This window comes from Acidisoma sp. S159 (genome assembly GCF_009766125.1).
In the GTDB taxonomy this organism is placed as follows: domain Bacteria; phylum Pseudomonadota; class Alphaproteobacteria; order Acetobacterales; family Acetobacteraceae; genus Acidisoma.
Genome location: NZ_LMUG01000055.1, coordinates 1 through 1217 on the forward strand (window position 1 = coordinate 1; position 1217 = coordinate 1217).

General features: G+C 58.3%; 1 pseudogene. It reads left to right on the forward strand.

The features are described 5' to 3' along the window. Positions 1 to 370, forward strand: a pseudogene (locus tag GSQ92_RS30280) (hypothetical protein); the annotation flags it as partial. Between the last annotated feature and the right edge of the window lie 847 nt (positions 371 to 1217).

Below are 1217 nucleotides of genomic sequence, written 5' to 3' on the forward strand. Positions count from 1 at the left end.
CGAAGCCCTTGCGCATGCGACAGCGGCCGACACCTTTATCTCAACGCTTTTCGATGTGAGCTGGCCAGACGCGCCGCACCGCGCATTGCGCAACAGCACCGTGATGGCTTGGGAAGCGGCGGGTCGACCGCCACCCGGCAGCCGACCCGGCGAGGGTGATGTCATTTACTGTTCTCCGACCTGCGGGCAGGTCGTCCGTTACGAAACAGACTTAGCACCCCCAGACGCGGTGGGTGATATTGAAGCCAGCTCGCTTCTGGCCGGCCAAGCCGTTGGCCTGGTAACCCGCATACAGCCCGCAGCCGAGATCCTACGCGAGATCTCCGAGGAAGCTCGAAATGTCATTGGGCGCCTCGCCGCGTTGATTTGAGCGATGCGCTGAAATCAATCACCCTTTGCACCGCGCGCCGAGGCGTTCAAACCGAAGCCGTCTCCTGATGCGTAAACGCCTTCGGTAAGACGGACCTACTGCGCACGCTGAGGCGATAGGAAGGCATGCACCACAGCTGCTCCCAAGTCAGCCACGGAGACTCCGCGAAGCAGAACGCAGCGCCAATCGTCATGCGGAGCCAAATGGGCTCTTTTTCGTCGTCCATCGCTCCCTCCGAAAGCCGCTGATGCTTAGCTCCTTGGTCCGAACACGTCGTCCGACAAGTCTTGAATGAAATGCGCACAGATCGAAACGCTTGGGTCCTGATTGGCCGTGGCCGGCACCGGCAACATTAAGGGGTGGTGTTCGACGTAGAGCACGACAAGGATTCCTGGGGCTCCGCGGATGTCGCCCACTTTGATCCGATCCCCGGGTCGAAGCGGAACGCCCCGAAGTTCGAGTCTTCTCTTCCGAGTGAACAACAACATCGATCACATTATGAGCCCGCCCCAACGGCATGATCGTCACGAGAGACAAACTCCGGCGGCCGCTAAACCGGCCGGCTTCAACTAACAATTGCTAGAAAGCATGCTGGCAACGCGCCGGTTGACGTCAATGTCTTTCTATAACTCTGGCTCTACGGGGACATCAACTTCGCGGTCCCAGTCACAAGAAAACCACTCTAGGTTGTATAATACACGGAACAGGGGAAAGTCGGACATTGGTGGGTTTCTAGGAGTCCTCAGGGGTTTGCCGCTGTTTTGTGAAAGGGATCACCTCGTTTGTTCGCCGAGATCGATGCGCTTCTACGGCGTCGATCAATTGTCCGACGGCGGAAAATGTGGGG